Below are 24,629 nucleotides of genomic sequence, written 5' to 3'. Positions count from 1 at the left end.
CCCCGGTCGGATCCCGATCGTGGCGGCCACGCTCGTCGCCGCCGCCGCGGCGCTCGCCCTCGTCGCGATGATCGCCCTGAACACCCAGGGGGAGACCTGGGAGCGTTACAAGACCAGCTCTGCCGCGCCGCTCACGTTCGACTACCCCGGCGACTGGACCGTGCGCACCCATCAGGACCTGTTCGCGGTGGCCTCGCCGCACGCCACCGAGTTCGAGCGGCTGTTCGTCGCCGGCCCCGCCGCCGACTGGTCGACGGTCTCCGAGATCGTCGCCGACGAGCCCGACAGCGCCGCGGGCCTGTACGTGCAGGTTTCCGACACGCTCGACGCCGGCGGTACCTCCGAGCAGATGAAGGCCAAGATGGACGCCCTGCTGCCCGGCCAGGTCGACGTCGGCAGGCCCGTGCCGGACCAGGCGGGCAACAGGCCGGCGACCCGCTTCGACGGCGCGCTGCGCGACCCGGTCACCGGCACCAGGCTCGGCTTCGTCAGCTACGTGATCGACCGCGAGCCGAAGACCATGCTCGTCATGTACTTCTGCGCCAAGGCCACCTGTGACGACGCCACCCAGGCGCGCATCCGGCAGAGCGTCCACGTGTCCTGACCCGCTCGTCTGTCTCATTATTCGGGATACTTTGACGAAGCATGCCGGATCTGTATGTATATTTTGCGCCTTGAACCGGTAGAAGCAGGAGATCTTTCATGCATGCATTCCCCCGGGTGTTGTTCGACGAGGCCCACAGCGAGTCGTGGACCGTCCGGCGCGAGGTGGCCGAGGCCATCAACCCGGCTCACCCCGACGACAACAGCTACGCCCGCGCGGCAGGCCTCCTGCGGCACCTGGGGTACGCGGTCGCGGCGCACACGTCCGGGGCGCTCCGCCCCGAGGTGCTGGCCGAGCAGGACGTCCTCGTCATCGCGCACCCGTCGGGGGAGCGGTGGGAACGGACCACCGGCCAGGGAAGTCCCGTCTTCACCACCGAGGAGCTTGACGCCGTGTGCTCCTTCGTCGCGGCGGGCGGCGGCCTGGTGGTGCTCGCCGAGGAGGAGCAGGACAAGTACGGCAACAACCTCGGCGCGCTGCTCGCGCGGTTCGGCGTGGGCGTCGAGCACACCACCGTGCGCGACCCCAAGCACGCGCACAGGGACGTCGCCACGTGGGTTCTCGCCGAGCCCGCCGCGCCCGGCGGGCTGCTGGCCGGTGTCGAGCGCGCCTGCTTCTACCGCTCCGGCACGCTCACCGTGGCCGGCAGCGGCACCCTGGCCGCGACCGCTCAGGACGTTCCCGCCGCGACCGCCGACGGCGGGGCGTCGCAGGCGGGTGCGACCGTGCTGTTCGCGACGTCGGACGACGCCGACCCGGCGGGCGCGCCGCTGGCCCTGGCGCTCAGGTACGGCGAGGGCCGGGTCGCCGTGTTCGCCGACTCCGACCTGTTCGGCGACGACTCCATCGACGACCACGACCACCGGACGCTCTGGGGGAACGTCGTCACCTGGGCCGCCCGCGTCGCGGAGCCGGGCGCGGACGGCTCCGAGCGGGACGAGACCCGGGAGGGGAAGGCGGCGGCCTTCGGCCGGCTGAAGGGGGCGGTCGAGGAGCTGAGGCCGTTGCAGGTCAAGGACGGCTCGGTGCCGGAGGAGTCGAAGGACAGGGCCCGCGAGCTGGTCGGGGCGATCGCGGAGTGCGTAGGCGAAATTTCGCCATATTTCCCCCATGACGCCTTCTACCTCCAAGCCGTCCAGGACGACCTGGCCAAGTGGGCCGCGCAGGGACTCGGCGTGCCCGACTTCCTCGACTCGCTCGACCTGTTCCACCCCGACACCCAGCGCGAGGACGGCCTCGAGCACGTCGTGGTCTTTCCCATGTACACCCAGAACGGCAACCCGGACCGCAACCTCGAAGCCGTCTGGATCCGTACGATCTGGCCCGGCTGGCTGGCCGGTCTGGAGGCGGACGGCTACGACAATCCGATGTTCGTGCCGATCGCGTTCGAGGACTTCACCTCCGGCTACGACACGCACTCCGCCGTGCTGTTCCCCGAGACGGTCGCCGTGCGCTCCGCGCCCGAGCGCTTCACCTGGGGCGGCATCTTCGCCGACCGGGAGGCCGCCAGGTTCCGGCGGGTGTCCAGGGCCGCGACCGAGATCCTCCGGCTCGACCTGCCGCCCGACGCCGCCAGGCTGCTGGAGTCGCAGCGGCTCGCGCAGGACACGTTCGTGTTGTGGGACCTGGTGCACGACCGTACCCACAGCCACGGCGACCTGCCGTTCGACCCGTTCATGATCAAGCAGCGGATGCCGTACTGGCTGTACGCGCTGGAGGAGCTGCGCTGCGACCTGACCGCGTTCGGCGAGGCGGTGAAGCTGGAGGCGCGTGGCGTCCCGTACGCCCGGTACGTGCGGCTCGCGATCCTGTTCGACCGGCTGTTCCGGTTCCCGGTCACCGGCCGGCGGGTGCGGAACTACGACGGGCTCGGCGGGCAGTTGTTCTTCGCCTACCTGCACCGCAACGACATCGTGCGGTGGACGGACAACCGGCTCACCATCGACTGGGAGCGGGTGACCGACGGCGTGGCCGACCTGCGGGGCGAGGTCGAGAAGCTGTACCGCGACAGCATCGACAGGTCCAAGCTGGCGCACTGGCTGGCGGCGTACGAGCTGGTGAGCGCGTACGTGCCGCCGCATCCGGCATCGACATGGGCCCGAGGGATCCCGGCGCTGCCCGAGGAACAGAAGGCCAAGGTGGACGCGGTGCTGGCGGACGAGTTCCCCCTGAGCATGTTCTACGAGGCGCTCAGCCGTAAGCTGGCCGACGTGGTCGAATCGACTGAAGGGCTCCGAGCATGATCGTTCTGGTGACGGGGGCCGGTGGGCCTACCGGTGAAGCTGTGACCGGATATTTCCGTAAAAATGGGCACACCGTGATCGGCGTTGACAAGCAGGACGTCGACCTGCTCGACCGTGCCGCCGTAGCCGGCCTGGCCGAGCGGATCGACCGCGAGCACGGGCGCGTCGACGGCGTGGTGCACCTGGTCGGTGGATGGCGCGGGAGCGACTCGTTCGCCGAGACCGACCTCGCCGACTGGGACGCGCTGCACGACCTGCTGATCCGTACGCTCCAGCACGTGTCGCTGGCCTTCGAGCCGCTGCTGCGCCGCAGCGGCAACGGCCGCTTCGTGATCGTCTCGGCCAAGGCGGCCCAGCACCCCGAGGCGGGCGGCGCGGCGTACGCCGCGGCCAAGGCGGCGGCGGAGGCCTGGACCTTCTCCCTGGCCGACGCGCTGCGCGACACGTCCAGCGCGGCCACGGTCCTCGTGGTCAAGGCCCTGGTGAACGACGCCATGCGCGCGGCCAGGCCGGACGCGGAATTCGCCGGCTTCACCGACGTGAACGACCTGGCGGCGGCGGTCGGCGGCCTCTACGACCGGCCCGCGCAGGAGATCAACGGCACGCGATGGGACCTGACTTCTTGATTCCCCGGCACGACCCCCAGCTCATCTCGTTCGCCAGCGACAACTACGCCGGCGTGCACCCGGAGATCCTCCAGGCCATCGCCGCGGCCAACGGCGGACACCAGATCTCCTACGGCGACGACGTCTACACCGAGGCCCTGCAGGACATCTTCCGGCGGCACTTCGGCGAGCGCGCCCAGGCCTGGCCGGTGTTCAACGGCACCGCCGCGAACGTCGTCTCCCTGCGGGCCATGACCGCTCACTGGGAGGCGGTCATCTGCGCGGAGAGCGCCCACATCAACACCGACGAGGGCGGCGCCCCCGAGGTCGCCGGCGGCATCAAGCTGCTGACCGTCCCTGCCCCCGACGGCAAGCTCACTCCCGAGCTGATCGACCGGCAGGCGTGGGGGTTCGGCGACGTGCACCGCGCCCAGCCGCGCGTCGTGTCCCTGTCCAACACGACCGAACTCGGCACCGTCTACACCCCCGACGAGATCGCCGCCGTCTGCTCCCACGCCCACGACCTCGGCCTGCTCGTCCACCTCGACGGCTCCCGCCTCACCAACGCCGCCGCCGCGCTCGACGTACCGATGCGGGCGCTCACCACGGACGCCGGCGTCGACGTGCTGTCGTTCGGCGGGACCAAGATCGGCCTGCTGTACGGCGAGGCGGTCGTCGTGCTCAACCCCGACGCGGCGCGGGGCGTCGACTACATCCGCAAGACGTTCATGCAGTTGTCGTCGAAGATGCGGTTCGTGTCGGCCCAGTTCGAGGCGTTGCTGGGCGGTGACCTGTGGTTGCGCAACGCCCGCCAGGCCAACGCGATGGGCCGGCGGCTCGCCGAGGCCGTGCGTCCCATCCCGGGGGTGAGCCTGCCGCGCCCCGTCGAGGCCAACGCCGTGTTCGCCGTCCTGCCGAGGGACGTCGTCGTGCGGCTGCAGAAACGCTTCCGGTTCTACATGTGGAACGAAGCCGTGGGCGAGGTGCGCTGGATGTGCGCCTTCGACACGACGGAAGCGGACGTGGACGCCTTCGCCGCCGCCGTCGCCGAGGAGATGACGACCCCCTCCTCCTGACGGCCGGTGCGGCGGGCCGTGGGTCAGGGCCGCAGGGCGAGGCGGGCGGCCTGCCAGCCGCCCATCCCGTGCACGCCCGGCCCCGGCGGGGTCGAGGAGGAGCAGAGGAACACCCCGGGCAGCGGTGTACGCCAGGGCGCCGGCGACCAGACCGGCCGCCTGACGAACTGGCCCAGACTCGCCAGGCCGCCGCTGAGGTCACCCCCGACCAGGTTGGGATTGGCCGCCTCCAGCGCCGCGGGACCCATGGCGTGACGGGCGAGCACGCGGTCGCGAAAGCCCGGGGCGTACCGTTCGATCTGGGTTTCGACGGCGTCCGTCATGTCGGCCGGCGAGCCGTTGGGGACGTGGCAGTAGGCCCACAGGGTGTGCCCGCCCCGCGAGGGGTCGGCCGCGTACGGCTGGACGAGCAGCACGTACGGGCGCGGCGAGTGCCGCCCGGCGGCCGTCTCCGCCTCGCTGAGCACGATCTCCTCCAGCGTCCCGCCCAGGTGCACCGTGCCGGCGTCCGCCACCGCGGGGTCCCGCCAGGGCACGGGCCCGTCCAGCGCCCAGTCCAGCTTGAACACCCCGGGCCCGTAACGGAAACCGCGCAGGCGGCGCGCGTAGCCGTCGGGAAGGTCGGCCATCGACATGAACTGCCGGGGTGTCACGTCGAGCACGATCGTGGGCGCGTCCAGCTCGGAGAGCCGGCGCACGCGGTGGCCGGTGACCGCCTCCCCGCCCAGGGAGCGCAGCTCGGCCACGAGGGCGTCGGCGAGGACCTGCGACCCGCCCCGCACCACCGGCCAGCCGACCGTGTGGGCCAGGGACGCCAGCATCAGGCCGTAGCCCGCGGTGATGGGCCGGCGCAGGTCGAGCATGGAGTGGGCGGCCATGCCGGCGATCGCCGCACGCCCTTCCGCGGTCCTGAACGCACTCCGGGCGAAGGTCGTCGCGGGCAGCGCCGCCATCGCCCCGAACGCGGCCGCCCGTACGTACGCCGACGGCGGTGCCGTCCACGGCCCGAGCGGTTTGAGCAGCATCTCCGCCAGGGGAAGGCCGCCTCCGGCGGTGGCCCCCACGGTCGCCAGCCACGCGCCCGCGTCGCGCCCGAGCCCTTCGGCGGTGCGGCGGACGTCGCGGTGCACGAGCACGGCGGGACGGTCGTCGAAGGGATGGGCGGCGGCGATCGGCGGCTGGGCGAACTCGACGCCCTGCAGCCGGAGCTCGCGGAAGGCGGGGGAGGCCAGCGTCATGGCCATCACCGTCGCGCCCAGGTCGTGCACCCGGCCGGGGAGCGTCAGCTCGCCGGAGCGCAGCCCGCCGCCGAATCGGCCGGCGGCTTCGAGCAGCAGCACCCTGCGTCCGGCGCGGGCCAGCAGGATGGCGGCGACGAGCCCGTTGGGCCCGGACCCCACGACGACCGCGTCGGGGCTCATGGTGCTATCGGGGGGTCAGGATCGACGGGTAGGGACGCGCGCCGCGCTTCTCGAGCAGGTCCGTCATGAGCTTGATCTCGCCGCTCTGGCTGGAGACGATCTTCTGCGCCATGTTGACCACCTCGGCCCGGGTGGAGAGCTTGAGCAGGCCCTCGGCCATCTCCACGCCCCCCTCGTGGTGACGGATCATCAGCTGCAGGAAGAGCACCTCGGCGTCCTTGCCCTGGGCCCGCCCGAGCTTGGTCAGCTCCTGCGGGCTCGCCATGCCGGGCATCACGCCGGGGGCGGCCTCCTGGGTGGCCTCGCCATGTCCGTGCCCGCGCATCCAGGCCATCGCCGGCTGGTCGGTCGACTGCGTGAGCTCCCACTGCTGCAGCCAGCCCAGGAACATGCCCCGCTGGTTGGCCTGGGTGTTGATGATGTCGAAGGCCAGGCTGTCGATCTCCGCGGCGGGACGCTTGTCCCTGATCTTGAAGGCCATGTCGACGGCCTGCGCGTGATGGGTGGCCATGTCGCGGGCGAAACCGGCCTCAGGGGAGGTGTCGCCGGGGGTGCCACCGCGGCCGAACAGCAGGAACGCCGCCACGGCCAGCACCAGCACGCCGCCGAAGGCGAGAAACGATTTCCGCGCGGGCTTTTCCATGGTCAGTACAGCGTACCCACCTGGGGGAGCGGCCGTGATTCGAGACTTATGAAGCGCTTATTACCCGCATACGCCCGGAGGGCATAGGGTGACCGGAGTTTGGTACGCCGATGGAGGAACGATGGCCAAGGAGAAGGCGCAGGCGAGGCGCGAGCATCTGGAGAAGATGCGGGCCGAGCAGCGGCGCAAACAGCGCCGCTCAGCGCTGCTCATGTGGGGCACCGGAGGTCTCATCATCGTGGTGCTCGTCGGTGTGGTGGGCTTCTACCTCGTCAAACAGGCCCGTGAGACCTCGCTGGACGCGGTGACCAGCGCCCGGTACGAAGGCGGCCAGCACGTGTGGACCAAGGTCTCCTACAAGGAGACGCCGCCGGTGGGCGGCCAGCACCACAACAACTGGCAGCAGTGCGCGATCTACGACAAGCCGATCCACAGCGAGCACGCGGTGCACTCGCTGGAACACGGCGCGATCTGGATCACCTACCGGCCCGACCTGCCCAAGGCGCAGCTCGACGCGCTGACGCAGGTCGCCTCCTCCACGGGTCAGCAGGACTACATGCTGATGAGCCCGTTCCCCGACCTGCCGTCGCCGATCGTCGTCTCGTCGTGGGGCCACCAGCTCAAGCTGACCGACGCCAACGACCCGAAGCTCGGGGCGTTCATCAAGAAATACCAGAACGGGCCCGACACTCCCGAGCTCGGCGCCACCTGCGGCGGTGAGGCCGCCGTCACCACCACGGCCGACCAGGCGCCCCTGCCGCCCGAGCCCACGGGCCAACAGCAGGCGCCGATGGAGACCACCTCGCCGGCGCCCAGCGAGTCCCAGCAGTAACAGGCTCAGGCCAGCACGTCCTCCAGCGGCGTGCACTCCAGCCCGTGCGCCTCCGCGACCGGCCGGCTGGTCAGCCGGCCCTCGTGGGCGCTCAGGCCGAGTGCCAGCGCGGGGTCCTCGCGCATGGCCCTCGGCCAGCCGAGGTCGGCGATGGCCAGCGCGTACGGCAGCGTGACGTTCGTGAGCGCGAACGTCGAGGTGTGCGGCACCGCGCCGGGCATGTTGGCCACGCAGTAGAAGATCGACTCGTGCACCCGGTAGGTGGGCTGCTCGTGCGTGGTCGGGCGGGAGCCGGCGAAGCAGCCGCCCTGGTCGATCGAGATGTCCACCAGCACCGAGCTCGGCTTCATCCGGCTGACCAGGTCGTCGCTCACCAGCGTCGGCGCCTTCGCGCCCGGCACCAGCACGGCGCCGATGACGAGGTCCGCCTCCAGCACCGCGCGCTCGACCTCCAGCGTGTTGGAGGCGAACGTCTGGCAGTGGCCCTGATAGATCAGGTCGGCCTGGCGCAGCTTGTCGATGTTCTTGTCCAGCAGGATCACCTCGGCCTGCATGCCGAGGGCGACGGCCGCGGCGTTCATGCCGGACACCCCGGCCCCGAGCACGACGACGTGTGCCGCCCGCACGCCGGGGACGCCGCCCATCAGCACGCCCCTGCCGCCCTCCGAGCGCATGAGGTGGTAGGCGCCGACCTGTGGCGCCAGCCGTCCGGCGACCTCCGACATCGGTGCGAGCAGGGGCAGCGCGCCGCCCGGCGTCTGCACGGTCTCGTAGGCGACCGCGGTGCAGCCCGACTCGAGCAGGGCCCGCGTGCACGCCTCGTTCGCGGCCAGATGCAGGTACGTGAACAGCACCTGGCCCTTGCGCAGGCGGTGGTACTCCTCCGGCATCGGCTCCTTGACCTTCATGACCAGGCCGGCCGCGGACCAGAGCTCGTCGGCGTCGGGGATCAGCACGGCGCCGGCCGCGGCGAAGTCGGCGTCGGGGATGGACGAGCCGGCGCCCGCGTCGCGTTCGACGTAGACCTCGTGGCCGTGACGCACCAGTTCGTGTACGCCCGCGGGTGTCAGGGCCACTCGATATTCGCTGTTCTTGACCTCTCGGGGTACACCGACCTTCATCTGACAATCCTTTTCGTCAAGATGGTGTTTTACCCTCATTCTTCCTTCTATAGCGGTGAGAAGTGGGGATTGTTCGGCTGATTACCTGCGTGCCGCTCGTCCTCGATAAGCTGCCCGGCATCCCGAACGTCAGGATGAGGTCGCCACCGATGGACACACCCGAAGAGCCGCCACCCGCGGACCCGGGAGAGCCGCAGGCCAGCAGGCTCACCACCATCGTGCTGATCGTCTCGCTCGTCCTCGTCGTGCTGGTGGCCGGCGTGCTCGGCACGGTCGCGGTCCTGATGACCCGCAGCCCCGACACCCCGCTGTTAGGCGGCGCGCCGCCCACGCGGCTGTCCGTGCCGATCCACTTCGCCCCCGTCAGGGAGACCAAACCCGCGCCCTGCCCCGGTGACCCCGCCGTGCTCGACGCCGAGCGGACCACCTGCTACCTCCTGGAGGACGGCGTCACGGTCGGCGCCGTGCAGAAGATCGAGCCGGTGCGCGAGAAGGACGGCCAATACTCCGTGCGCATCGCGATCGCGCCGGCGTTCAAGGAGCGGCTGGTCCAGCTCATCGACGAGCAGGTGCCCGAGCAGCGGCAGGTCGCCGTCGTGCTGGCCCCGGAGAAGCCCGAGGTGCCCAAGACCGTGCTGGCCGCGCCCATCGTCACGCAGCACATGGACGGCGACAGCATGAGCATCGCGGGATACACCAAGGACGAGGCCGACGTGCTGGTGGCCCGCCTGCTGGGCGGCACGCCGAGCCCGGCGCCGACCGGTCCCGCCTCCAGCGCCCCGGTCCCGACCGGCCCGGCCTCCACCGGTCCCACCTCGACCGGTCCCGCCTCCAGCGGTGTCCCGTCCCAGCCGCCCTCCACCGGCCTTCCGCAGACGACGCAGAGCGGCGGCACCGGCACGACACAGAGCGGCGCCGCGCGCGCCACCGACCGTCGCTACGCGAGCTGCGAGGAGGCCGTGGCCGCCGGCGACGGGCCCTACTACCGGGGCAGGCACGCCGAGTACGCCTGGTACACCGACGTCGACCGCAACGGCGTGGCCTGCAACAGCGCCGACCTCCGCTAGGCGAACAGCAGTTCCAGCCCGTCGATGGCGAAGTAGGCCAGGAAGACCAGCGAGACGATCCAGAGCAGCAACGGAATCTCCGAGAAGCGGCCCCTGGCCGCCTTGATGAGGGTGTAGACGATCACTCCGGCACCCACGCCGTTCGTGATCGAATAGGTGAACGGCATCAGCGCGATCGTCAGGAACGCCGGCACGGCGAGGTCGAGGTCTCCCCAGGGCACGTTCCTGCTCTGCGTCATCATCAGCGCCCCGACCAGCACCAGCGCGGGCGCGGCCGCCGCGGCGGGCACCACCGAGGCGAGCGGCGTGAACAGCAGCGTCACCCCGAGCAGCGCCCCGGTCACCACACTGGCCAGGCCGGTCCTCGCGCCCTCGCCGACGCCGGCGGCCGACTCGACGAAGACGGTGTTCGCCGAGGCGCTGACCGAGCCGCCCACCATGCCGGCCACGCCGTCCACGGTCAGGATCCGGCCCAGCCTGGGCACCTGCCCGCGCTCGTCGATCAGCCCCGCCTCGTCGCTGACCCCGATGATCGTGCCCATGGCGTCGAAGAACCCCGACAACACCAGCGTGAACAGCACCACGGTCGCCGTCAGCGCCCCCGCCGTGGCGAAGCCGCCGAACAGGTCGAAGGCGCCGACGAGGGCGAAGTCCGGTGCCGAGACCAGCGACTCGGGCACGCGCGGCGCGACCACGCCCCACGCCCGCGTGGGGATGGTGGCCAGCGAGTTCACCAGGATGGCGAGGACGGCGGTGACGGCGATGCTGATGAGGATCGCGGCCGGGGTCCTGCGGACGTACAGGACGATCATCAGGAGCAGGCCGAAGCAGAACACCGCGACCGGCCAGCCCGCGAGGTGGCCGGTCGCGCCGAGTTGCACGGGCGTGCCCTCGCCCGCCGCCACGAACCCGGCGTCCACCAGGCCGATCAGGGCGATGAACAGCCCGATTCCCACGCTGATGGCGTGCTTGAGCGCGAGCGGGATCGCGTTCATGATCAGGGTACGCAGGCCGGTCACCGCCAGCACGATGATGACCAGGCCTTCCAGCACCACCAGGCCCATGGCCTGCGCCCACGTCATGTGGGGCGCGGCCTGGTAGGCGACCACGGCGTTCAGCCCGAGCCCCGCGGCCAGGCCGAAGGGGGCGTTGCCGACGACGGCCATCAGCAGGGTGGAGACGGCGGCGGCGAGGGCGGTCGACGTGGTCAGATCGGCGATGGAGAGCCGGGCGCCGGTGACGTCCCTGGCACCGGCCAGGATGATGGGGTTGAGCAGGATGATGTAGGCCATGGCCATGAAGGTCGTGACCCCGCCACGCACCTCACGGCCGACGGTCGTCCCCCGCCCGGTGAGCTCGAAGAGCCTGTCGAGCACGCCATCCCCCTCAACGACCAAGGGGGCATGCCCCGGGAGTTACCCGGCGGGGGACGAGATCACGCCTTCTCGTGCCGCCCGTGGCCCACCAGGCCGACGAACTCGTCGAGCCCGATCCTGCCGTCCCCGTCGTTGTCGGCCGACTGGATGAACGCCTCGATCTCGCTCTCGGACACGCCCTGCCCGCCCAGCGCCTCGTTGGCCTGGCGGATCTCGGCGGCGGTCAGCAGGCCGTCGCCGTCGGCGTCGAAACGCTGGAACTCCGCCTCGGCCGCCTCATGTGCGCTTGTCATCAGATACCTCCCCGTTGGTGAACAAGGCGATATCTTCCGGCCTGATCGGAACGCGAGTCAACCGGAGCCCGGTCGCCGCGCGCACCGCCGCCGCGATGGCAGGGGTGGAGGAGAGGGTCGGAGGCTCGCCCGCGCCGCGCAACCCGTACGGCGCCGCAGGGTCTGGATTTTCCAGAATTTTCGTTTGCATGGGCGGCATATCGAGGATGGTGGGGATCAGGTAGTCGGTGAACGACGGGTTCAGCACGAGGCCGTCGCGGACCTGGATCTCCTCCATCAGCGCCAGCCCCAGCCCCTGCGCGGACCCGCCGTGGATCTGGCCCTCCAGCGCCTGCGGGTTCAGCACGCGGCCCACGTCCTGCACGGCCGCCAGCTCGACCACCTTGACCAGGCCCAGCTCCACGTCCACGTCCACGACCGCCCGGTGCACGCACAGCGCGAGCTGCGTGTGCGAGTCGCCCTGGCCCGTGACCGGGTCCATCGGATACGTGGGACGGTGCCGGTATTCGCGCGTCTCCTCGATCGGCCCCGACCTCTCCAGCGCCTCCCGCGCCGGCAGGCCCTCGAACCGTTCCCGTACGGCCTGGCAGGCGGCCCGCACAGCGCCCCCGGTGACGTACGACTGCCGTGAGGCCGACGACGAGCCGGCCGAGCCGACCGCGGTGTCGGCGGTGGCCACGGTGACGTCGGCGACGCCCAGCTCCGTGCGCGCGATCTGGGCCTGGAGCGTCACCAGGCCCTGCCCCACCTCGGCCGCCGCCGTGTGCACGGTGACGTGCGGCTCGCCGCCCACCAGCTCGGCGCGCACCCGGGCCGTGGAGTAGTCGTCGAAGCCCTCGGAGAAGCAGATGTTCTTGATCCCGACGCCGTAGCCGACGCCCCGGCGCACCGCCTCGCTGTGCGTGGTTTGGGAGACGCCGCCCGGCAGCGCCCGCAGGTCCGTCGCGGGCGGCCCCTCCGGCAGCGGCATGGACTCCAGGTCACGCAGCATCCCGGCCAGCGGGGCCGGGGCGTCGATCAGCTGGCCGGTGATGAGGCGCGACCCCTGCGCGACGGCGTTGCGCACCCGGATCTCGACCGGCGACAGGCCGCACGCCTCGGCCAGCCGGTCCATCTGCGACTCGTACGCGTAACACGCCTGCACCGCGCCGAAACCGCGCATCGCGCCGCACGGCGGGTTGTTGGTGTAGACGCCGGTCGCGTCCACGCGGACGTTCGGCACCTCGTACGGCCCCACGCCGAGCGAGGCGGCGTTGCCCACGACAGCGGGGGAGGACGAGCAGTAGGCGCCGCCGTCCAGCAGGATGTCCGCCTTGACGTAGACGAGCCGGCCGTCGCGGGTGGCGCCGTGCTCGTAGCGCATCAGCGCCGGATGGCGGTGCACGTGGCCGAAGAACGACTCCTCGCGACCATAGACGATCTTCACGGGGCGGTTCAGCCGCAGGGCCAGCATGCAGGCGTGCACCTGCATGGACAGGTCCTCGCGCGCGCCGAACGCGCCTCCGACGCCCGACAGCGTCAGGCGTACCTTGTCGTGCGGCAGGCCGAGACAGGGGGCGAGCTGGTCGCGGTCCACGTGCAGCCACTGGGTGGCGATGTACAGGTCGACGCCGCCGTCCTCGGTCGGCACCGCCAGGCCCGACTCGGGGCCGAGGAAGGCCTGGTCCTGCATGCCGACCTCGTACTCGCCGGTGACGACGACCTCCGCCTCGAACGTTTCGCCCCGGCGTACCGGCTGGTGCCGGACGACGTCCCGCGCCTCGCGCGGGTCGGTGACGGCCTCACGCACCTCGTAGTCCACCACGATCGCCGCGGCCGCCCTGCGGGCCGTCTCCGGATGGTCGGCGGCCACCAGCGCCACCGGCTCGCCCTGGTAGCGGACCTGGTCGATGGCCAGCACCGGCTGGTCCCTGCGGTCCAGCCCGAAGAATTTGACGCCCGGCACGTCCTCGTGCGTCAGCACCGTCAGCACCCCGTCGATCTTCAGCGCCGGTCCCACGTCGATCGAGCGGATCCACGCCGACGGGTGCGGGCTGCGCAGCGTCACCCCCCACACCATGCCGTCCAGCCACAGGTCGGAGGCGTAGGCGAACTCGCCGGTCACCTTCAGCACGGCGTCCGGGCGCCGCGCGCTCTCACCCACGCCCTGTCCTGCGGTGATGGTGCTCGCCGTCTCCGTCATCCTCCGAGTAGAGCACCGCCGCCGGTCCCGTCCTATGCGCCCGGCGTCAAATCCCGGTCAGCGGTTGTGCGTACCTCCTTGTATATTCCTCCAAATGCGCATCTCTGACCTGCTGGCCATCGAGGAGCTGCGCCTCACGCTCCTGGCCGGCGACCCTGCCCGCGAGTTCGGCACCGTGCACATCACCGACCTGCCCGAGCCCGGACGGTATCTGAGCGGCGGCGAGCTGGTGTTGTCCGGGCTCATGTGGTGGCACGAGCCGACGGACTCGGCGCGTTTCGTGGCCGCGCTGGCCGAGGCCGGCGTCGCCGCGCTCGGCGCCGGGCAGGCCTGGCTCGGCCACGTGCCGGGCGACCTGGTGGCCGCCTGCGAGACCGCCGGGCTGCCGCTGGTCGAGGTGCCGACCGAGGTGTCCTTCCGTACGCTCGCCGAACTGGTCGTGCCCCGCCTGTCCGGCGACGTCCGCCACGCGCTCGGCAGCCACCGCAGGCTCGTCGCCGCCATGGCCGAGGGCGCGGACCTGCCCGAGCTGTTCCGGCTGACCGCCGCCGAACTGGGCGTCACCGGCGCCGTCGTGTCCGCGTCCGGCGAAGTGATCGTCGGGGCGGCCGGCGACCCGGTACGTCTGGCCACGGCGTACCTGACGGCGCCCCGGCTTCCCGCGCGGGCCGGCGACAGCACGATCTTCGCGGTCGGACGCGGCCCCCGCGCCTCGGGCTGGGCGCTGGCCTGCGACGGTGACCTGCTCGGCAGGGCCGACGTCGGCTACGAGCTGGCCGCCTGCGTGGCGCTCGAACGCAGCCGGATGGAGGAGGGCCGCAGGGTCGAACGCCGCCTGATCGGCCAGCTCGTCGCCGCCGCGCTGACCGAGGCCGACCTACCGGAGCTGAACGCCAGGCTGCGGACGTGCGGCATCGACGCGGCGGAGCCGTACACGGTCGTGAACGCCACCGTGCCGAGCCAGGACACCGCCCCCGGCCCCGCCACTCCCGACGCGCTCGGCCCCGACGCGCTCGGCGGCCAGGTCGTCGAGGAGCTGCTCGGCCGCGAGGCGGTCGCCGCCGTGGGCACGCCCGCGGGTCCAGCCGCGGGTCCGGCCATGAGTGGTGGCGCGGGCTCGGATGGTGCGGTCGCCGTGGTGCCCCTGCGCGGGCGCAGCGCCTCGGAGGTCGCCGACCGGCTGCGCGCCGGCGTACGGGTGCTGTCGGCCCTGCAGGGGACGCGCGTCTGCGTCGGGCTGAGCGGCGCGCTGACCGGCGCCGCCGCCGTCAAGGGCGGGATCGAGGAGGCCGGGCACGCCAGACGCCTGGCCGAGGCCCGCGACGGCGGCGTGGTGACCAGCGACGAGATCTACACGCACGCGCTGCTGCTGGCCACGGTGCCGGCCGACGTGCGCCGCTCGTTCACCGCCCGGCTGCTCGCGCCGCTGCTCGACTACGACCGCACCCACCAGTCGGAGCTGGTAGGCACCCTCCGCGTCTACCTCGACTGCGCCGGATCGTGGAACGCCTGCGCCGAACGGCTGCACGTGCACGTCAACACCGTGCGCTACCGGGTGCGCAGGATCGAGGAGCTGACCGGCAGGGACCTGTCGGCGATGGCGGACCGGGTCGACCTCTTCCTCGCGCTCAGGGACACCGGCACGCCCGGATAGAGGCTCGGTGCCACTGCTCAGTGCCGCCTTTCAGGGCTGCAGCGCCTTGTGCACCGCCGCCTGCTCCTCCGCGAGTCGCCGCTCCCAGCGGGGGTTGCCGAGCGCGCCGCCGAAACCGGCGGCCTCGGTCACGCAGGCCAGCGCCCGGTCCGGCCGCCCCATCATCCGGTGCGTGGACGACAGCCCCACCAGGCAGCGCAGCTTCCCGATCCGGTAGCCGACCAGCGTCATCAGGTCGGAGGCCCGTACGAGGTGCTCCAGCGCCTCCTCCGGCCGGCCCAAGGCGAGGTGCGTCTCGCCCAGCCCCATGCGGGTCTGCGCCTCGTGCGTGAGGTCTCCCACCTCCTGGGCGTCCACCAGGGCCGCGTTGAGCGGCTCGCACGCATCCTCGGGACGCCCGGCGCCGCGGTGGGCGTTGCCCGCCATCATCAGCGCGTAGCGCACCCCCACCCGCGAGCCGATCCTCCTGGCGAGGGCGAGCTGGCGTTCCGCCCACGGGAGCGCCTCCTCGAAGCGTTCGCCCGTGATGTGCACGACGGCGAGGTTGCCCATCGCGCGCTGCTCGGCGAAGGCGTCGCCGAGCCGCCTGGCGATCGCCAGCGACGCCAGCAGGTGGGCGACGGACTCGTCGGTGCGCCCGGTCACGCGCAGGGCGTTGGCGATGTAGTCGTGGGCGACCTGCGCGCTCGCCTCGTCGCCGAGCCGTTCGCTGAGCCGCAGGGCCTTCGTGTTCAGCTCGTGCATCGTCGTCATGTCGTAGGTCCGCTGCTGGTGCCAGGCGAGTCCGAACGCGAGGTTGATCCCCAGCCTGGCGATCGCCTCGTCGGGGGAGCCCATGGCCTGGGCGGCCGCGGCGACCAGGACGGGCTCCTCCTCGTGCAGCCACGCCTTGGCCTCCTCGACGCCGGAGACCTGGTGGGGGACCGCGTCCACGGGGGCGGCGGTCTGCACGCGGTGCGGGTCGATGACGCTGCTCGCAAGCCGCGCTGAGGCCGCGTAGTAGGAGAACACGCGGATGAGCGCGTCCCTGGCGCCGTCCGGCCGCAACTCGCCCGCGAAGAGCCGGACGAGGTCGTGCAGCTGGTAGCGGCCCTGGCCGGCGCGGTCGAGCAGGTGGGCGTCGACCAGCCGCTCCAGCCCCGGCTCCGCCTCGGCGGGCGGCACGCCGAGCAGCGCGCCCGCCACCTCGGCGGTCGCCTCGGGCACGTGCAGCAGGCCGAGCAGCGCGAGGATGCGCGCGGCCTGCCGGTCGACGGCCCGGCGGCCGCGTTCGAGCGCAGTGTGGCCGGCCGCGAGGCTGGAACGCACCGCCAGGTCGCCCACGGCGAGCTCGTGCAGCCGCCGCCGCTCGTCGCTCAGCCGGGCGGTCAGCGTCGCCACGGTCCAGTCGGTACGGCCGGCGAGCCGCGCCCCCGCGATCTTCAAGGCGAGCGGCAGACCGTCGCACAACCGCACCAGGCTCGCCGTCTGCCCCGCGTCCTCCGTCACCCGGCCCGCGCCGGCGAGCCCGGCCAGCATCGTGGCCGACTCCGCGTGCGACATCCGGTCCAGCTCCAGCTGGAAGAAGTCATCGCCCCAGGTCATGGTCTCGCGGCTGGTCACCAACAGCGAGGTGCCGAACGGCGTGGACAACAGCGGCCGGATCTGCCCCAGGTCCGCGGCGTCGTCGAGCAGCGCCAGCACCCTCCGGCCGTGCAGGCGGCTGCGCCACACGGCGGCCGCCTCGTCGAGGTCGGAGGGCACGGCGTGGGGAGGCACGCCGAGCGCGCGCAGGAACCGCCCAAGCACCTCCAGCGCGCTGAGCGCGGGCAGCTCGGGCGTGGCGCCCCGGCAGTTGACGTAGAGCTGGCCGTCGGGGAAACGCTCCTCCACCCGGTGGGCGACCTGCACGGCCAGGGCCGACTTGCCCACGCCGGGCGGCCCCGTGATGATCACCAGTGGGCCGGGCGGCGCGTCGTCACCGGGAGCCAGCCGCTCCCGCAGCAGGACGACCTCGTCCGTCCTGCCCACGAACTCCGCCAGCCGCCGCGGCAACTGGCGCGGCTGCGGCGAGAGCGAAGCCGCGTCGGCGCGCAGCACCATCTCGTAGCACCTGCGCAGCCCCTCGCCGGGGGAGAGACCCAGCTCCTCGGCGAGGACGACCCTGCCCTCCTCGAAGGTCTCCAGCGCCTCCGCCTGGCGCCCGGAGCGGAACAGCGCCGTCATGAGCAGCTCGCGTGCCCGCTCGCGCAGGGGGCGGTGACGGGTGAGGTCACGCAGCTCCTCGATGATCTCCGCGTGCCGGTCGAGGCGCAGCAGGCTCTCCGCGCGCTGCTCGACCGCCGACAGCCGGAGCTGCTCCAGGCGGTCGCGTTCCTTCTCCACGAACGGGCCGGAAAGGCCGCTCAGCGCGATGCCTCGCCACATCAGCAGGGCCTGGTCGAGCAGGCGTACGGCCTGCCGGTCGTCGCCGGAGCGCCGGGCACGGTGCGCCTCTGCGACGCGTTCGCCGAACAGCACCGCGTCCACCTGCCCGGGCCGCAGGCGAAGGATGTATCCGGCGGACGTGCCCGACAGCAGCCGTGACGGCTCGCGGCGTCCACGCGAGGGCTCGAAGGCGCGGCGCAAGCCGGAGATGTAGGTGTAGACGCTCTGCTCGGCGTTGCGCGGGGCGTCCTCGCCCCAGATGCCGGAGACGAGCCGGTGCATCGGGACGGGCCGGGCGGGGGCGGAGGCGAGCAGCGCGAGAGCGACCTGTTGCCGGGCGGGGCCGAGATCGATGGGCTCGGCCTCCCGCTCACCGGTGACCGCGCCGAGCAGGCGGATGTAGATCTTCTCGCTCACGCGACTCCCCGCTCCTTCGTCACCCCAGGGCAGCGTCGTCGAAGTGATCACTGTAGATCAAATGTAGACGGCGCCGGATAGACTTCCGGATCAGGAAGGGGCTGGAGGACCCGGGCCGAAGGAACACCTGGGAGCGGGGTTTGAGGGGCACACATGACGAGGGCGTGCCTCATCGTCCCCGGGGTGTCGGAAGCGCAGTGCGGTTTCACGTTTCCGATGCCGGGGGTGTGCCCCTGCGGCCTGATGGCCTCAGCAGCAGTCGCTTGAGTCCTGATTGGCGGTGACAGGCGACATTTCGGCACTCGCGGTCGTAGCATTGCCCGCAAGGGCTGCAGCGACCATCATCGCAGTGACCAGTGCCGACAGGGCAATACGCATACGCATGGGGGTTCTCCCTCGCCTATGTGGGGGTTGCTCGGACTATATCTTCTCAGGGAGCGACGACTGTGACCACATCTGACCTGGTTGGCCTTCGCATCAAGACAGTCCGGCGACAACGCGGTCTGTCGCAGGCGCAGCTGGCGCATCCCGAGTTGTCGGACAGTTACGTGTCGTTGATCGAGAGTGGCAAGCGTACCCCGACTCCTGCCGTTCTGGAGCTGTTGGCCCAGAAATTGGACTGTTCGCTGTCCTATCTGATCAACGGTGTGACCGCCGAGCAGATGGAGGACATCGAGCTGGCTCTCGGTTACGCCCGGTTGGCGCTCGAGAACGGTGAGGTCGCCGAGGCCCGCACCCGCTTCCGCGAACTGCTGGCCAACAGCAACCTGACAGGGTTGCCCACACTTCGTCAAGACACCGAGTACGGGCTGGCCCTCGCCCACGAGGCGGCCGGCGCGCTCGACGAGGCGATCCCCATCCTGCTCAAGCTCCGCGACGAGGACCTGTCCGCCGAGCGGCGCATCGAGGTCGCCATGGTGCTGTGCCGCGCCTACCGCGACAGCGAGCGGCTGACCGAGGCCGTCACGGTGGGCGAGCAGATGCTGGGCGGCAGCGCCCGCCTGCCCTGGAGCGATCCGCTCGTCGAGCTGGCCGCGACGCTGCTGTCGGCCTACATGCACCGGGGCGACCTCCTGCGCGCCCGCCAGTTCTCGGCCGAGCTGCTCAACGCGGCCGACGCGCTCGGCACGCCCCGCTCGATCGTGGCCGCCAACTGGATCGCCTCCAACGTCGCCTACAACACCGGTCACAACGAGGAGGCGCTGTCCTTCGCCGAGCGGGCCATGGCGGTGCAGCTGGAGCACGGCCATCCGCGCAGCGTCGCCAGGATGCGCCTCGCGCTCCTGCAGCAGCGGCTCAAGGCGCGGCCCACCGAGGCCGCCGCCGTACGCGACGAGCTGCGCGCGACGGTCGCCGAGTTCGAGCAGACCTCGACCAGCACCATCGACAGGGCACGGGTCCACGTGGAGCTGGCCTACGCCGAATACATGCTCGACGACCTCGACAAGGCCGTCGAGCACGCCAAGATCGGCAGAGACCTGGTCCCCGAATACGGTCACGTGCTCGGCGCCGAGGCCAATCTGCTGCTCGGCAGGGCCTACGGCTCCGTCGGGCGCTCGGCCGAGGCCGCCGGTCACGTCGCGTCCGTGCGCGACTGGCTGACGCCGCTGCCCGACTCCCGCCGCTCCGCGTCGACCTGGCTGGCCACGGCGGAGACGATCGAGGAGCTGGGCGACGCGGAGGGGGCGGTCGAGGCCTACCAGCGGGCACTGGCCTGCGCGGGCCTGTAGGCGGGTCCTGAGATCGGAGTCCGGACCGGGCAGGGGCGTCGGTAGCCTTGAAGGTGCCATGAAGAGATTCCCGTTCGCGGCCTTCGCCGCGATTCTCGCCGCCGCCCTGCTCGTGTCCGGCGCCGCTCCCGCCCTGGCCCACGACGCGCTCAAGAGCAGCTCGCCGGCCAAGGGCGCCGAGGTCGAGGCCCTCGACGAGGTCGAGCTCGAGTTCACCGCCAAGGTGCGCATGCCGTTCGTGATCGTACGCGGGCCCGGCGATGACCAGCACCAGCAGGGCAAGCCCGAGCTGGACGGCGCGGTCGTGCGCCAGGCGGTCAAGGGGCCGCTGCCCGACGGGAAATACACGATCGCCTACCGGGTCGTGTCCTCCGACGGCCACCCGATCGAGGGGGAGATCCCGTTCCGGGTCGAGGGGGCGCGGACGCCGTCCCCCGGCCCTGAGGAGGAGACGGCGACGAGCGAGGCGCCCGCGTCGGTTCCCGCGAGCCCCGGACCGTCGGAGCCCGCCGCCTCCGCGCCCCCGTCCGAGGGCACCTCCGCGGACGCCGACCAGGCCTCGGCGCAGCAGCAGGTCACGTTCCCCGTCTGGTTGATCATCGTGATCGGCGCGCTCGTCGGCATCGGCATCGGGTTCCTGCTCAGCGCGCGGAAGAAGAAGCCGTGAGCCGGGCGGCGCGTCTCACGCTCGCCGGCGCGGGGGCCGCGATCGCCGCCCTGGTGATCGGCATGATCGCCGGAGGCAGCGCCTTCCCCAAGATCATTCCCGGCCTGCCCGACGCCGGCGCCGTCGTCAGGTGGGGGCTGCCGCTGTCCAAGCTGCTCATGGACACGGCCGGGGTCGCCACCGTCGGCCTGCTGCTCATGGCCGCCGCACTGCTGCCCAACGACAAGGGCGTGCTCGGCAGGACCGCCGTCGACTACGTCAAGGCCGGCTCGTGGGCGGCGCTGGCGTGGTCGGGGTCGGCGTTCCTCGCCATCCTCTTCGGGGCCGCGGAGTCCATCGGCAGGACGGTGCCCCAGATCCTCGAGCGCACCATCCTGACCAGCTACGCCACCCAGACCACGCAGGGGGTGGCGCTGACGCTCGTGGTGCTGTTCGGGGTGGCGATCGCGTTGTTCTCGCGCGGCGCCATCACCGCCGGAGCCGCGGCGGGGCTGCTGGTGTTCGCGCTGGTGACGATGTTGCCCGCGCCGTTGACCGGGCACAGCGCCTCCTCGCCCAACCACGACCTGGCCACCTCGTCGGTCGCGCTGCACCTGCTCGCCCTCGCCCTGTGGGTCGGCGGGCTCGTCGTGCTGGCCGTCCACGCGCTGCGCGCCCAGCCGCAGCTGGAGGTGGCCGCCACCAGGTTCTCCCGGATGGCCGTGTGGTGCTACGTCGGTGTGGGGCTGTCCGGGCTGTTCAGCCTGGTGGCCCGGCTGGGCGCGGTCTCCGACCTGTGGACGTCCGACTACGGCCTGCTGGCCGTGGCCAAGATCGTGGCGTTCGTGCTGCTCGGCTACGTGGGCTACTGGCACCGCCAGCGCACGCTGGCCGGCCTCGCGGCCGGCCGGCCCAGGGCGTTCACCCGGCTGGCGGGCGGCGAGACGCTGCTCATGCTCGCCACCGTCGGGCTGGCCGTGGCGCTGTCGCGCACGCGGCCCCCCGACGTCGTCCTGCCCGCCGACCGGGCGTTCGAGCTGCTGGGCTTCCCCGTGCCGCCGGAGCTGTCGCCGGCGAACGTGTTCACGCTGTGGTGGTTCGACCTGTTCTTCGCCGTGGTCGCAGCGGTCCTGGCCGGGCTCTACGGCGCGGGCGTATACCGGTTGGCGCGGCGGGGCGTCGCGTGGTCGTGGGGCCGCACGGCGTCGTGGTTCGCCGGCGTGGCGCTGCTGGTGTTCGCCACGCAGAGCGGGCTGGCCCGCTACGCCAAGGTCATGTTCAACGTGCACATGATCGAGCACATGACGCTCTCCATGGTCGTGCCCATTTTCCTGGTGCTCGGCGGGCCCGTCACGCTGGCCCTGCGTGCGCTCAGGCCCGCGTCGAGGAGGGGTGACCGCGGGCCGCGGGAGTGGATCACCACGATCCTGCACAGCCGGTTCACCAAGGTTGTCACCCACCCCTTGGTGGCGACGTCCATCTTCGTGACGTCGACGTACGCGCTCTACTTCACGCCGCTGTTCGAGTCGGCCATGCAGGAGCACCTCGGCCACATCTGGATGACCATGCACTTCCTCATCAGCGGGTGCCTGTTCTTCTGGGTGATCGTCGGCGTCGACCCGGGGCCGCACCGGCTGCCGTACGTCTGGCGGCTGCTGATGCTCTTCGTCACCATGCCGTTCCACGCGTTCTTCGGCATCGCCCTGATGATGATGGGCACGGTGATCGCCTCCGGATGGTACGAGCAGCTCGGCCGCACCTGGGGCGACACGCTGCTGCAGACGCAGCGCGACGGCGGGGCCATCGCCTGGGGGTTCGGCGAGATCCCGACGCTGATCGTGCTGCTGGCCATCGCGGCACAGTGGTACAAGGACGACGACAGGCAGGCGCGGCGCACCGACCGCAAGGCCGACCGCTCCAGCGCCGGAGACCCGGAACTCGACTCCTACAACGCCTATCTCGCCCGTCTCAACCGCGCTGACAAGGGCGAGTAGCCGTTCGGCCACGGCCTTCTATCTTCTCAGTACACGCCTACCGACCGGCGGGTAGCCTGACCTTCAGGGGAGACGGGCATAACCCTGTTCGCCGGCGGGCGCAGCCTTGAGGGGGATTGCGCACTGCGCGGGTTCGGGAGCGCCGGAGTGGGGACCGGCGTGGGCCCGGTGCCGAGAGAGGCGAGACCATTGGCGGAAGAAACGCGGATGCGCGGGGGGCAGAGCCTGGCCGAGGCGCTGGAGACCTGCCTCACCGAGTGGTCGGAGCGCACAGGGATCGTGGTCGAGACCTGGGCGCTGCCCGCGACGGACGTGCCGTCGCGCGTGACGCGCGGCGTCATGACCACGATGGGCGAAGCTCTGTCGAACGTCGAGCGGCACAGCAGGGCCAAGACCGTCTCCATCGCCGTGACCGCGGGCAGGAGCGGGCTGCGCCTGACCGTCAGCGACGACGGCAAAGGCTTTCCCGCGCCGGTGACGGGGCGCGGGATCGCGAGGATGCGGGCGGCCTTCGCGGAGATCGGCGGCAGCCTGTCGGTCAACACCGTGCCGGGAGAGGGCACCACGGTGACCGGGGTGGCGCCCATGCGGCGGTGACGCGGGCGCCGGCGCGCGGTCAGGGCAGGGTGAGGATCTCGCTGCCGGTGTCGGTGACCACGATGGTGTGCTCGAACTGGGCCGTGCGCTTGCGGTCTTTCGTGACCGCGGTCCACTTGTCGGGCCAGATGTCGTAGTCGATGGTCCCCAGCGTCAGCATCGGCTCGATCGTGAACGTCATCCCCGGCACCAGCTCCACCCGCAGCGACGGGTCGTCGTAGTGGGGCACCATGAGGCCGGAGTGGAAGCTCGTGCCGATGCCGTGGCCGGTGAAGTCTCGCACGACCCCATAGCCGAACCGCTTGGCGTACGCCTCGATGACGCGGCCCACGACGTTGAGCTGCCGGCCCGGGGCGACCGCCTTGATCGCGCGCATCATCGCCTCGCGTGTGCGCTCCACCAGCAGCCGCGACTCCTCGTCGACCTCGCCCACGAGGTAGGTGGCGTCGGTGTCGCCGTGGACGCCGCCGATGTAGGCGGTGATGTCGACGTTGACGATGTCGCCGTCGCGCAGAACGGTGTCGTCGGGGATGCCGTGGCAGATCACCTCGTTGATCGACGTGCACAGCGACTTGGGATAGCCCTTGTAGCCGAGCGTGCTCGGGTAGGCGCCGTGGTCGATGAGGAAGTCGTGGCCGATCCTGTCGAGCTCGTCGGTCGTGACGCCCGGCCGGACGTTTCTCCCGACCTCCTCGAGTGCCTGGGCGGCGATCCTGCCCGCCACCCGCATACGCTCGATCATCTCGGGGGTCTTCACGTCGGACTCGCCGGTGGTGGGGCGCTTCTTGCCGACGTACTCCGGCCGCTCGATGTGGGCGGGGACCTTTCGCATGGGCGAAACTCGCCCTGGCTGGAGCAGTGTCGTCATGAAACATGAGTCTACGGGGCAGAATTGACCCCGTGAGCGAAGGCCAGTGGTGGTTCTGCCTCAAGCACATGAGGGTCGAGCCCGACAAGGGGTGCCCCAACAAGGACCGGATGGGGCCCTACGCGTCCGAGCAGGAAGCCGCCGGAGCGCTGCAGCGCGCCGCCGACCGCAACAAGGCATGGGATGAGGCCGACGAGGACGACGACTAAGGCACGACGGCGTAGGCCCGGACCGGAAACGTGCCGAGGCCGGCGACCATCGGCGGCGCCGCGTGGAAGCGGAAACCGTCGTCGGGCAGCGCGTCCAGCCCCGTCAGGTGCTCCACGATGGGGATGCCCGCCCGCAGCAGGATCGAGTGGGCGGGGCGTTCGCCGTGCGGCGGGGTGTCGTCGATGTTGAGCGAGTCGATGCCGACCAGTGCCGGGCCCTGCCCGGCCAGCCAGGCGGCCGACTCGGGCGCGAGGTGAGGGTGTCCGTGGGCGTAGGCGTCGGTGCCGAAGTGGCGGTCCCATCCCGTGTGGATCAGCACGGCCCGGCCGCGTACGTCCAGCGCCCGGTCGAGGCTCACCACGCGCTGCCCCGCGGACCGCACCACCAGGCCGGGAAGGTCGGCCAGCTTCGACAGCGGCACCTGCGACAGGTCGCCGCCGCCGGCGTACCGGTGGAACGGGGTGTCGACGTAGGTGCCGGTGTTGGCGGCCATCGTGATCATGCCGATGTGGAACTCCGTGCCCGGCGCGTACATCCCGCGTGAGTCCTCCCGGCTCAGGTGCACCCCGAGCTTCGGACCCGGGATGCCGGGGAAGGTCGTCATTCCCTCGACGACACGGTGGCTGAGTTCGACGATCACCGGC

At 71.6% G+C, this 24,629-nt stretch carries 20 protein-coding genes and 1 pseudogene; 12 read left to right on the top strand and 9 right to left on the bottom strand.

Going from position 1 to position 24,629, the window contains the following annotated elements:
- The 4 genes and pseudogenes from E1267_RS05370 to E1267_RS05355 form a co-directional block, all read left to right on the top strand.
- Positions 1-604: pseudogene (locus tag E1267_RS05370) on the top strand (serine/threonine protein kinase); the annotation flags it as partial.
- Between the two features lie 98 nt (positions 605-702).
- On the top strand, positions 703-2,847 hold the full coding sequence (locus E1267_RS05365; RefSeq protein WP_132330364.1) for a DUF6421 family protein: 2,145 nt from the start codon (positions 703-705) through the stop codon (positions 2,845-2,847).
- Positions 2,844-3,473, top strand: a complete 630-nt coding sequence (locus tag E1267_RS05360) for an SDR family NAD(P)-dependent oxidoreductase (protein WP_132330362.1) — start codon at positions 2,844-2,846, stop codon at positions 3,471-3,473. The genes E1267_RS05365 and E1267_RS05360 overlap by 4 nt, the downstream gene beginning before the upstream one ends.
- Positions 3,455-4,528, top strand: coding sequence for a threonine aldolase family protein (locus tag E1267_RS05355; protein WP_132330360.1), 1,074 nt, complete (start codon positions 3,455-3,457; stop codon positions 4,526-4,528). The genes E1267_RS05360 and E1267_RS05355 overlap by 19 nt, the downstream gene beginning before the upstream one ends.
- Positions 4,529-4,551: 23 nt before the next feature.
- Here the strand turns inward: E1267_RS05355 and E1267_RS05350 are convergent, their stop codons facing one another.
- Both E1267_RS05350 and E1267_RS05345 read right to left on the bottom strand, forming a co-directional pair.
- Complete coding sequence (locus E1267_RS05350; protein WP_132330358.1) at positions 4,552-5,949, bottom strand: phytoene desaturase family protein; 1,398 nt, start codon at positions 5,947-5,949, stop codon at positions 4,552-4,554.
- 4 nt (positions 5,950-5,953) lie between these two features.
- A complete protein-coding gene (locus E1267_RS05345) occupies positions 5,954-6,592 on the bottom strand; it encodes a DUF305 domain-containing protein (protein ID WP_132330356.1) in 639 nt (212 codons plus the stop codon).
- Positions 6,593-6,713: 121 nt separating this feature from the next.
- Between E1267_RS05345 and E1267_RS05340 the strand changes: the two genes are divergently transcribed.
- Entirely contained in the window at positions 6,714-7,424 is a 711-nt protein-coding gene (locus E1267_RS05340) for a thioredoxin-like domain-containing protein (RefSeq protein WP_132330354.1), read from the top strand.
- Between the two features lie 5 nt (positions 7,425-7,429).
- Here the strand turns inward: E1267_RS05340 and ald are convergent, their stop codons facing one another.
- Positions 7,430-8,545 (bottom strand): alanine dehydrogenase, encoded by a 1,116-nt coding sequence (gene ald, locus E1267_RS05335; RefSeq protein WP_132330352.1) that lies wholly within the window; start codon positions 8,543-8,545, stop codon positions 7,430-7,432.
- A gap of 149 nt (positions 8,546-8,694) precedes the next feature.
- Here ald and E1267_RS45285 point away from each other — a divergent pair, with 149 nt between their 5' ends.
- Positions 8,695-9,612 carry an excalibur calcium-binding domain-containing protein gene (locus tag E1267_RS45285; RefSeq protein WP_132330350.1) on the top strand — a complete coding sequence of 306 codons (918 nt, stop codon included), beginning with the start codon at positions 8,695-8,697 and terminating at the stop codon, positions 9,610-9,612.
- On the opposite strand, the gene E1267_RS05325 is transcribed toward E1267_RS45285, so the two are convergent.
- The 3 genes from E1267_RS05325 to E1267_RS05315 are packed head-to-tail and all read right to left on the bottom strand — an operon-like array spanning position 9,609 to position 13,463.
- The gene (locus tag E1267_RS05325) at positions 9,609-10,988 is read right to left on the bottom strand and encodes an NCS2 family permease (protein WP_132330348.1); all 1,380 of its coding nucleotides are present in this window, start codon (positions 10,986-10,988) and stop codon (positions 9,609-9,611) included. The two genes, E1267_RS45285 and E1267_RS05325, sit on opposite strands and share 4 nt — an antisense overlap.
- 59 nt (positions 10,989-11,047) lie before the next feature.
- Positions 11,048-11,281 carry an EF-hand domain-containing protein gene (locus E1267_RS05320; RefSeq protein ID WP_132330346.1) on the bottom strand — a complete coding sequence of 78 codons (234 nt, stop codon included), beginning with the start codon at positions 11,279-11,281 and terminating at the stop codon, positions 11,048-11,050.
- Positions 11,265-13,463 (bottom strand): molybdopterin cofactor-binding domain-containing protein, encoded by a 2,199-nt coding sequence (locus E1267_RS05315; RefSeq protein ID WP_132330344.1) that lies wholly within the window; start codon positions 13,461-13,463, stop codon positions 11,265-11,267. Before E1267_RS05315 ends, E1267_RS05320 begins: the two co-directional genes overlap by 17 nt.
- A 94-nt stretch (positions 13,464-13,557) precedes the next feature.
- Between E1267_RS05315 and E1267_RS05310 the strand changes: the two genes are divergently transcribed.
- Complete coding sequence (locus tag E1267_RS05310; RefSeq protein ID WP_132330342.1) at positions 13,558-15,117, top strand: helix-turn-helix domain-containing protein; 1,560 nt, start codon at positions 13,558-13,560, stop codon at positions 15,115-15,117.
- 30 nt (positions 15,118-15,147) lie between these two features.
- Here E1267_RS05310 and E1267_RS05305 read toward each other — a convergent pair whose 3' ends face one another.
- Complete coding sequence (locus E1267_RS05305; protein ID WP_165959464.1) at positions 15,148-17,940, bottom strand: AfsR/SARP family transcriptional regulator; 2,793 nt, start codon at positions 17,938-17,940, stop codon at positions 15,148-15,150.
- Positions 17,941-18,344: 404 nt separating this feature from the next.
- Between E1267_RS05305 and E1267_RS05300 the strand changes: the two genes are divergently transcribed.
- The 4 genes from E1267_RS05300 to E1267_RS44075 all read left to right on the top strand — a co-directional run bounded on the left by E1267_RS05300 (position 18,345) and on the right by E1267_RS44075 (position 22,907).
- Positions 18,345-19,670 carry a helix-turn-helix domain-containing protein gene (locus E1267_RS05300; RefSeq protein ID WP_342774770.1) on the top strand — a complete coding sequence of 442 codons (1,326 nt, stop codon included), beginning with the start codon at positions 18,345-18,347 and terminating at the stop codon, positions 19,668-19,670.
- Between the two features lie 58 nt (positions 19,671-19,728).
- Positions 19,729-20,337 carry a copper resistance CopC family protein gene (locus E1267_RS05295; RefSeq protein WP_132330336.1) on the top strand — a complete coding sequence of 203 codons (609 nt, stop codon included), beginning with the start codon at positions 19,729-19,731 and terminating at the stop codon, positions 20,335-20,337.
- Positions 20,334-22,310: a bifunctional copper resistance protein CopD/cytochrome c oxidase assembly protein gene (locus tag E1267_RS05290; RefSeq protein ID WP_132330334.1), complete on the top strand. Its 1,977-nt coding sequence runs from the start codon at positions 20,334-20,336 to the stop codon at positions 22,308-22,310. Before E1267_RS05295 ends, E1267_RS05290 begins: the two co-directional genes overlap by 4 nt.
- Positions 22,311-22,517: 207 nt before the next feature.
- A complete protein-coding gene (locus E1267_RS44075) occupies positions 22,518-22,907 on the top strand; it encodes a sensor histidine kinase (protein ID WP_165959463.1) in 390 nt (129 codons plus the stop codon).
- Positions 22,908-22,926: 19 nt separating this feature from the next.
- On the opposite strand, the gene map is transcribed toward E1267_RS44075, so the two are convergent.
- Positions 22,927-23,775 (bottom strand): type I methionyl aminopeptidase, encoded by an 849-nt coding sequence (gene map / locus E1267_RS05275; protein WP_132330328.1) that lies wholly within the window; start codon positions 23,773-23,775, stop codon positions 22,927-22,929.
- A gap of 32 nt (positions 23,776-23,807) precedes the next feature.
- Between map and E1267_RS05270 the strand changes: the two genes are divergently transcribed.
- Positions 23,808-23,984 carry a hypothetical protein gene (locus tag E1267_RS05270; protein WP_246063486.1) on the top strand — a complete coding sequence of 59 codons (177 nt, stop codon included), beginning with the start codon at positions 23,808-23,810 and terminating at the stop codon, positions 23,982-23,984.
- On the opposite strand, the gene E1267_RS05265 is transcribed toward E1267_RS05270, so the two are convergent.
- Positions 23,981-24,625, bottom strand: a complete 645-nt coding sequence (locus tag E1267_RS05265; protein WP_132330324.1) for a cyclase family protein — start codon at positions 24,623-24,625, stop codon at positions 23,981-23,983. The genes E1267_RS05270 and E1267_RS05265 overlap by 4 nt on opposite strands.
- Positions 24,626-24,629: the final 4 nt, after the last annotated feature.

It is taken from the genome of Nonomuraea longispora (assembly GCF_004348345.1).
GTDB lineage: Bacteria > Actinomycetota > Actinomycetes > Streptosporangiales > Streptosporangiaceae > Nonomuraea > Nonomuraea longispora.
Note: the sequence above shows the minus strand (reverse complement) of the source record. Positions and strands in the feature narration are given on the sequence as shown.